Raw genomic sequence first — 7,303 nt, forward strand, 5'->3', positions numbered from 1 at the left:
GCCACCTGACACCCAAACCCCTAGGCAAACCCGGTGTCACAAACGCGTGACGCCCCCGGCGTGACACCCCTGACACCCCGCCTGACACCCACCCGCACGGGCCCGCACCACACCTGTGGAGCGGGCCCGCGGCCGTCCCGAAGGGAGTGCTCGTGACCCACCGCGACCCGCCCGGGATCCTCGCCCCGCACATACCCGCCGACGCCTACCACCGCGCACAGGCCACCGGACAACCGATCGTCATGGTCGTCAACGACACCGGCATCCCGTGGCGGCGCTGCCTGTACCCCCTCGCCATCGCCGGGGCGGTCGTCATCGGCGGATGGGGACTGGTCGCCGCCCTGGCCTGGCTGCTCGACATCGCTGCCCACACCGCCACCGTCATCGCCGGCGCCGCCGGACCCATCGGCGTCGGCGGGATCACCCTCAAACTCACCCGCTCCAAGGGCTGACCGGACAAGGAGCCCCGCATGGGCATCAACCCGGACGAGATCGTCACCGTCGAACTGGCCTGGGACGACGACGGCTTGCCGACGACCTACAGCCGCGACATCACCCGCCGCCAGCTCGGAGAGCTGCTCTTGCAGTTCGACGACATGGCCGACGTGACCGAGACCAAGCAGGAGGCCGCCGCGTGACCCGTCGCCTGCCCCGACTGCGCATCCGCGTCACCGACTGGCCGCGCCGCGCGCTGGTCCTGACCGACACCCCCGACCCCGACTGCACCGACTGTGAGGGAGAGGGCGGCATCGAGCACGACTACGGCGACTACGAGACCGGCGAGTACGCGGGCACCGACTGGGAGCCCTGTACCTGCTGGGACGACACCCGCCGCTGGGTCGTGCTGCCCCTGCCCCGCCACCCCCGCGGACTGCGTCGCGACGACGACCGCGACCCGTGGGCCGCCAACGGCTACAGCAACGAACCCCCGTTCTGACCCAACGATTTCAGGAGACAGCATGTCGTTCGGAGAGACCCCGATCACCATCATCGGCAACCTGACCGCCGACCCCGAACTGAAGTTCACTGCCTCCGGCCAGGCCCTGGCCAAGTTCACCGTCGCCTCTACCCCGCGCACCTTCGACCGCGAGGCCAACCAGTGGAAGGACGGCACGTCCACGTTCTTCCGCTGCGCCGCCTGGCGCGCACTCGCCGAACACGTCGCCGACTCGCTCGGCAAGGGCTCGCGGGTGGTGCTGTCCGGCCGGATCCGCCAGCACGACTGGCAGACCCCGGAGGGCGAGAACCGCTCGATGCTCGCCGTTGAGGTCGACGAGATCGGCGCCTCACTGCGCTTCACCACCGTCACGATCAACGCCAAGCGCACCGGCGGCAACGGCGGCGCCGCTCCGTCCGGTGACCCGTGGAACACCGGCGACAACCGGCCCGAGCAGGGCAACGAACCGCCGTTCTAGCAACGCCCGGGGCGACCGCACCTCTCGCCAAAGACACGCGGTCGCCCCGGCCAACCAGTCCACCACCAACCCGTTGGAGGCACATCCCACATGCCCCTGCATCCCGCCGTGCCGCCGGAGGGCGGCAACATCAGCCTGTGCACCGGATCCGCCGCGCTGGACCTGGCCGTGGAATCCGTCACCGGCCTGCCCACGGTCCTGGTTGGCGAGAAAGACCCCGCCGCCTCCCGGCTCTTGGCTGCCCGCCTCCCCGGCGCCCGCAACCTCGGGGACATCACCGCCGTGGACTGGCCCGCGCTCGCCGCGACGGTACCGCGTCCGGCGGCGCTGACCGCCGGGTTTCCGTGCCAGGACATCTCCAACGCCGGACCTCGGGGAGGGATCGCCGGTGACCGCTCCGGACTCTGGAAAACCATCGCCCAAGCCGTTCGCCATCTTCGACCCCGCCTCGTCTTCCTGGAAAACGTCGCCGCCCTCCGAAGCCGGGGACTCGACGTCGTCGCCGCCGACCTGGCCGCGATCGGGTACGACGCGCGGTGGATGTGCCTACGCGCTGGAGATCCCGAAGTCGGAGCCTGCCACCGGCGCGACCGCTGGTTCGCCGTCGCGTATCCCACTGCTGAAGACCCCCACATCCCAACTCGGCAGGAACGGCGGACCGCAGCACCCGGACAAGCGCAAGGCGGGCGGGCACGGGCCGACGCTGGAGGACGAAGTGGTCTTCTTGCTGCCCCCGGCCGGGGCTTGAGGCTGCTGCCGACCCCGGCCGCGGCCGACGGCACCGGAGGCCCCGGGCTCTCGCCCAAGCGGCAGGGCGGGATGAACCTGCGCACCGCCGTGACCCTGCTGCCCACCCCGGCCGCGCGGGACTGGAAGTCCGGCGCCTCCAACCTCATCGGGACCAATTCGCGCCCGCTCAACGAGGTGGTCGTCAACCTGCTGCCAACCCCGACCGCCTCCCGCTACGGCCGCAACCGGTCCGCATCGGAGGGTGCGAGCTCGCGCCCGTCGATTGAGTACCTGGCCCGCGACCTGGCCGACGGCTCGCGCTGGGTGGCCACCAACGGCACCGACTACGGCCCCGCCATCCGGCGTTGGGAGCAGGTGCTGGGACGGCCAGCCCCGGAGCCGACCGAGCCGGGCACCAAGGGCAACCGCCGACTGTCCCCGGCATTCGTGGAATGGATGATGGGCGCCGATCCCGGCTGGGTCACCGGCCCCGACCTGGGCCTGTCCCGCTCCGACCAGCTCAAGATTCTCGGCAACGGCGTGGTCATCCATCAGGCCGCCCTCGCCTACCGCACCCTGCTCGCCGTCGACGTCCCCGACGCGGCACCCGTCCCGGCACAACTCGCCCTGGACATCGCCTGAAGACGCCCGGGGCGACCGCACCTCTCGCCAAAGACACGCGGTCGCCCCGGCCAACCAGTCCACAACGAACCTGTTGGAGGCATCCAGCATGACCCATCGCACCACCCTGCCGCGAGCACACCTGCTCGCCGCCGCCCTGGAAGCCGCCGCGCGCGGCTGGCAAGTCCACCCGCTCCTGCCCGGCGGCAAGGGCTCAGCCCTGCACGGCGAGCGCTCATGCCCGCGCACCGGCGAGTGCGCTGGCGGGCACGTGAAATGGGAGGCACGGGCCACCACCGACCCCGACCGCATCCACGCCGCATGGGGTACGGGCGCGTTCAACGTCGGTATCGCCACCGGGCCCTCCGGCCTGGTCGTCGTCGACCTGGACATGCCCAAGGACAAGAACGGGAAGGACAGTTCGGACGCGCCTTGCGGCGCGACGACCTTCCTGGCGCTCTGCGAGCGCGCCGGACAGCCCTGGCCCACCACCTACACGGTGCGGACGCCCTCCGGCGGCATCCACCTGTACTTCACCGCCCCACCCGGCACCATGCTCCACAACACCGCCAGCACCGTGGCCCCGTTGGTGGACACCCGGGCGTGGGGCGGGAACGTCGTGGCCGCGGGCAGCACCACCCCGCAGGGCGCCTATGAGGTTGCCGACAATGCACCCGTGGCGGCCCTGCCCGCCTGGCTCCTGCACGTCCTCCAGGCCCCGCCCGCGCGTACGGCAGCACCCGCCCCGCTCCTGATCCCCGGGCAGGCCACCCGCCGCGCGACCGTGGCACTGGAACGCGAATCGGCCACCGTCAGCCACACCCCCGAGGGGGGCGGCCCGCAAGGCGGCCGGAACAACCAGCTGATGGTGAGCGCCCGCGCCCTGGGACGGTTCGTCGCCTGGGGCGAGATCCCCCGGGACGTGGTGGAGACGGCTTTTCAGGCCGCCGGCGAATCGGCCGGACTCACCCCGGGCGAGTGCCGGGCCACCATCCGCAGCGCCCTGGACTGGTCCATCCGCACCGCCCGATCAAGGGAGGCCGTGTGAGCCCCCACCGCTGCGCTGAAAAGCCTGCGCACCCCGAACCGGGCCGACCGCGCCTGTCTGCCGCCGACCCCGACAAAGGCCGTGGCACGAAGGACGACGGCCGACAGGCCGTCCTTTCAGCCCTTCCCCCTGACCAGCACCCCAGCGTCCCGCCCTGCGGTGACGGGCGCTTCCCCGTGGCTTGGCTCCACATCCGCGCACCCCGCGGCGCCACCCCCACCGCCACCTCCAAGTGCCTGTGCGGCAGGGACCGCAGCGCCATCGGCCACAGCAAGGTGCACGCCCTGATCACCGACCACGAAGCCCACCGAGACCTCTGCCCGCTCCGCACCACCCAGGAAGGGAGGAACGCCGCATGACCAGCACCGAGGCGCTCACGTCGTCCATCGACGGCGCGGCCCTGCTCGATGAGGTCGAAGCGTTCCACCGGCGCTTCAACGTCTTCCCCAGCGAATCCGCCTACGTGGCGGTTGCTCTGTGGGACGCCCACGCGCACCTCATCGACGCGTTCGACGGCACTGCTCGCCTGGCGTTTCTCTCCCCGGAGCCTGGGTCGGGCAAGTCCCGCGCGCTGGAGATCGTGGAAACCCTCACCCCGAACGCCGCGATCACCGTCAACGCTTCCGCCAACGCCCTGTTCCGGCTGGTCGAAGCCACCGATGGACTTCCGACGCTGCTCTTCGACGAGATCGACACCGTGTTCGGCCCGAAGGCCGGCGACAACGAACCCGTCCGGGGGTTCCTCAACTCCGGCTACCGCCGCGGTGGCAGCTCGCTGCGCTGCGTCGGGGACGGCTCCAACCAGAGTGCCGGATGGTTCTCGTCCTACTGCGCCGTGGCCATGGCCGGACTCGGCTCCCTGCCGGACACGATCCTGACCCGCTCCGTCATCATCCGTATGCGCAAGCGCGCCCCGAATGAGAAGGTCTCCCCCTACCGGCGCCGCACCCACGAGAAGGAAGGCCACGCCCTGCGTGACCGGCTCGCGAAGTGGGCCGACACCGTCCGGGACGCCGTCGCCGAAGCCTGGCCCGAGATGCCCGAGGGCGTCACCGACCGCCCCGCCGACGTGTGGGAACCCCTGCTCGCGGTCGCCGACGCGGCCGGCGGGCACTGGCCCGAGCGGGCCCGCGCTGCCTGCCTAGAACTGGTGCGTGCCGCCCACGAGGGCGACGATTCCTCACTCGGCATCCGCCTGTTGACCGACCTGCGCGACAAGGTGTTCTGCGGAGCTGATCGCATGCCCACCGCGGTCATCCTCGAATGCCTGCTGAGCTTGGACGACAGCCCCTGGGTGGATCTGGACGACAAGCCCCTGAACGCCCGGACCCTGGCCCGGATGCTCAGCGCGTACGTCACACCGGCCAACAAGCCGATCAAGCCCCGCACCTTCCGCACCGCGTCGGGGACGCCCAAGGGCTACTACGCGGAAGACCTGGCGGACGCGTGGCTGCGGTACTGCCCGCCTCCCCCCGAGGAATCCGCAACAGCCGCAACAGCCGCAACACCGCAGGTCAGCGGGGGCGAATCTGTTGCGGACAGCCCGGACAGTATCCGCAACACGACCGCGGAAACCGCCACACTCCCGCTCCCCGTCGCTGGCTGATCAGCGCGGATTCGAAGGCGCCGCCACACCCAGGTGTGGCGGCGCTATCCGCAACATCACTGCTATCCGCAACAAATCCGAGCCTCTGACCAGGCATGTTGCGGTGTTGCGGCTGTTGCGGATCCCCCGAAGGGGCTTAACCGCACCGTCGTAAGACGAAGGAGAGTCCTCCGCATGGACACGGCCCACGTCGCCGAGGTCATAGACACCACCCTCGTTCTGCTGACCGTCGAAGAGGCCGCCCGCCGACTCCGGATCGGCCGCACCGTTTGCTACCGGCTCATCCGCTCCGGAGAGCTGGAGTCCATCACCGTCGGCACCCTCCGAAGGGTCCCCGCCGACGCACCCGCCGCATACGTCGCTCGTCGGCGCGCGGCTCAACGAGCCGCTTGACCGCGCCCGAGACGGTGGGCCTCCCCAACGGGACAGCCCGCCGTCTCGGTCTCCGTCTCGACAGCGAGGAAGCAGGAGCCTGCCTGTGGCAGAGAAAAAGAAGAAGGGCACCCGCCGCGCCAACGGCGAAACCGCGATCTACTTCGGGGCTGACGGCCGTTGGCACGCCCGTGTGCCGATGGGCTACAAGGACAACGGAGAGCCGTACCGCCGACACATCACGCGCCCGACGCGTGACGAACTGGTGGACGAAGTAAAGCGGCTTGAGAAGCAGCGTGACGCGGGTTCGGCGCGTCAGCCCGGCAAGCCGTGGACGGTTGAGAAGTGGCTCTGGCACTGGGTCGAGAACATCGCCATGCCGACCGTCAGCGAGAACACCTACGACGGATACGAGGTCGCCGTTCGCGTTCACCTCGTGCCTGGCGTCGGCAAGCACCGCCTTGACCGCTTGCAGCCCGAGCACCTGGAGAGCCTGTATCGCCGCATGCAGGCGAACGGGGAGCGCAAGGCCGGTACGGCTCACCAGGCGCACCGCACCGCCCGAACCGCGCTGGGGGAGGCGGTACGGCGCGGATACGTGGCGAAGAACGCCGCCGCGCTGGCGAAGCCACCCCGGATGGAAGAGGACGAATCAGAGGTAGAGCCCTACTCCGTCGAAGAGGTTCAGCGCCTACTGCTCGAAGCCAACAAGCGCCGGAACAGCGCCCGTTGGATGCTGGCGCTGGCGCTCGGACTGCGGCAGGGCGAGACGCTCGGACTGCGCTGGTCTGACGTCGACCTGGCCAACGAGTACCTGAAGCTGCGCAGGAACCGTTTGCGCCCCAGGTACAAGCACGGGTGCCCCGAAGCCTCACCATGCGGCCGGGCGAAGGCGGGGTACTGCCCGGACAAGGTGCAGGTCCGGCGCGAGACCAAGAACACCAAGTCCCGAGCGGGCCGCCGCGCTGTGCCCCTGCCTGGCCCGCTGGTCGCCATGCTCCGCGCGCACGCCAAGACGCAAGAGCGTGAGCGCAAGACTGCTGGCGACCTGTGGACCGAGTCGGACTACGTGTTCACCAAGCTGCTGGGTGGCCCCCTGAGCCCGAACACGGACTACCACGACTGGAAGCGGCTACTGGAAGACGCGAAGGTTCGGGACGGTCGGCTGCACGACGCCCGGCACACGGCCGCCACCGTCCTCATGCTGCTCGGGGTCCCAGCCCGTGTCATCGACCAGATCATGGGGTGGGAGCCCGGCACCTCCGACAGCATGCGAGCGCGGTACCTCCATGTGCCGGACGCCATGCTCAAGGACGTGGCAAAGAAGATCGCCGATGCCATCTGGGGACCGCCGGAAACACCCTCTGTGGACAAAAACCAGGACAACGGCGACTGAGGACAACGACGAAGGGTCCCGCTGGAGATCAGCAGGACCCTTCGTTTCGCCTGTTCAGGCGGCTGCGGAGGATACGAGATTCGAACTCGTGAGGGGTTGCCCCCAACACGCTTTCC

10 protein-coding genes and 1 tRNA gene (1 of these 11 cut by a window edge) are annotated in these 7,303 nt (G+C 70.1%); 10 read left to right on the top strand and 1 reads right to left on the bottom strand.

From position 1 onward, the window contains the following. Nucleotides 1-152: 152 nt before the first annotated feature. The 10 genes from IEZ01_RS27180 (at nucleotide 153) to IEZ01_RS27225 (ending at nucleotide 7,187) form a co-directional block, all read left to right on the top strand. Nucleotides 153-452 carry a hypothetical protein gene (locus IEZ01_RS27180; RefSeq protein ID WP_028797715.1) on the top strand — a complete coding sequence of 100 codons (300 nt, stop codon included), beginning with the start codon at nucleotides 153-155 and terminating at the stop codon, nucleotides 450-452. A gap of 18 nt (nucleotides 453-470) precedes the next feature. Continuing rightward, the gene (locus IEZ01_RS27185; protein WP_189204264.1) at nucleotides 471-638 is read left to right on the top strand and encodes a hypothetical protein; all 168 of its coding nucleotides are present in this window, start codon (nucleotides 471-473) and stop codon (nucleotides 636-638) included. Next, nucleotides 635-937 (top strand): hypothetical protein, encoded by a 303-nt coding sequence (locus IEZ01_RS27190; protein WP_019887650.1) that lies wholly within the window; start codon nucleotides 635-637, stop codon nucleotides 935-937. Before IEZ01_RS27185 ends, IEZ01_RS27190 begins: the two co-directional genes overlap by 4 nt. 22 nt (nucleotides 938-959) lie before the next feature. Continuing rightward, a complete protein-coding gene (gene ssb / locus IEZ01_RS27195) occupies nucleotides 960-1,415 on the top strand; it encodes a single-stranded DNA-binding protein (protein WP_019887648.1) in 456 nt (151 codons plus the stop codon). Nucleotides 1,416-1,505: 90 nt separating this feature from the next. Then, entirely contained in the window at nucleotides 1,506-2,786 is a 1,281-nt protein-coding gene (locus tag IEZ01_RS27200; RefSeq protein WP_019887647.1) for a DNA cytosine methyltransferase, read from the top strand. A gap of 88 nt (nucleotides 2,787-2,874) precedes the next feature. Beyond that, entirely contained in the window at nucleotides 2,875-3,813 is a 939-nt protein-coding gene (locus tag IEZ01_RS27205) for a bifunctional DNA primase/polymerase (RefSeq protein ID WP_189204266.1), read from the top strand. A 176-nt stretch (nucleotides 3,814-3,989) separates the two neighbouring features. Beyond that, nucleotides 3,990-4,172, top strand: a complete 183-nt coding sequence (locus IEZ01_RS27210) for a hypothetical protein (RefSeq protein WP_019887645.1) — start codon at nucleotides 3,990-3,992, stop codon at nucleotides 4,170-4,172. Then, complete coding sequence (locus IEZ01_RS27215) at nucleotides 4,169-5,419, top strand: DUF3631 domain-containing protein (protein WP_189204268.1); 1,251 nt, start codon at nucleotides 4,169-4,171, stop codon at nucleotides 5,417-5,419. The genes IEZ01_RS27210 and IEZ01_RS27215 overlap by 4 nt, the downstream gene beginning before the upstream one ends. 174 nt (nucleotides 5,420-5,593) lie before the next feature. Further along, on the top strand, nucleotides 5,594-5,812 hold the full coding sequence (locus IEZ01_RS27220; RefSeq protein ID WP_019887642.1) for an excisionase family DNA-binding protein: 219 nt from the start codon (nucleotides 5,594-5,596) through the stop codon (nucleotides 5,810-5,812). 85 nt (nucleotides 5,813-5,897) lie between these two features. Beyond that, nucleotides 5,898-7,187: a tyrosine-type recombinase/integrase gene (locus IEZ01_RS27225; RefSeq protein WP_189204269.1), complete on the top strand. Its 1,290-nt coding sequence runs from the start codon at nucleotides 5,898-5,900 to the stop codon at nucleotides 7,185-7,187. Between the two features lie 65 nt (nucleotides 7,188-7,252). Here the strand turns inward: IEZ01_RS27225 and IEZ01_RS27230 are convergent. Next, nucleotides 7,253-7,303: transfer RNA gene (locus IEZ01_RS27230), tRNA-OTHER, on the bottom strand (it continues 61 nt past the right edge of the window).

The organism is Streptomyces purpureus (assembly GCF_014648195.1).
Classification (GTDB): domain Bacteria; phylum Actinomycetota; class Actinomycetes; order Streptomycetales; family Streptomycetaceae; genus Streptomyces; species Streptomyces purpureus.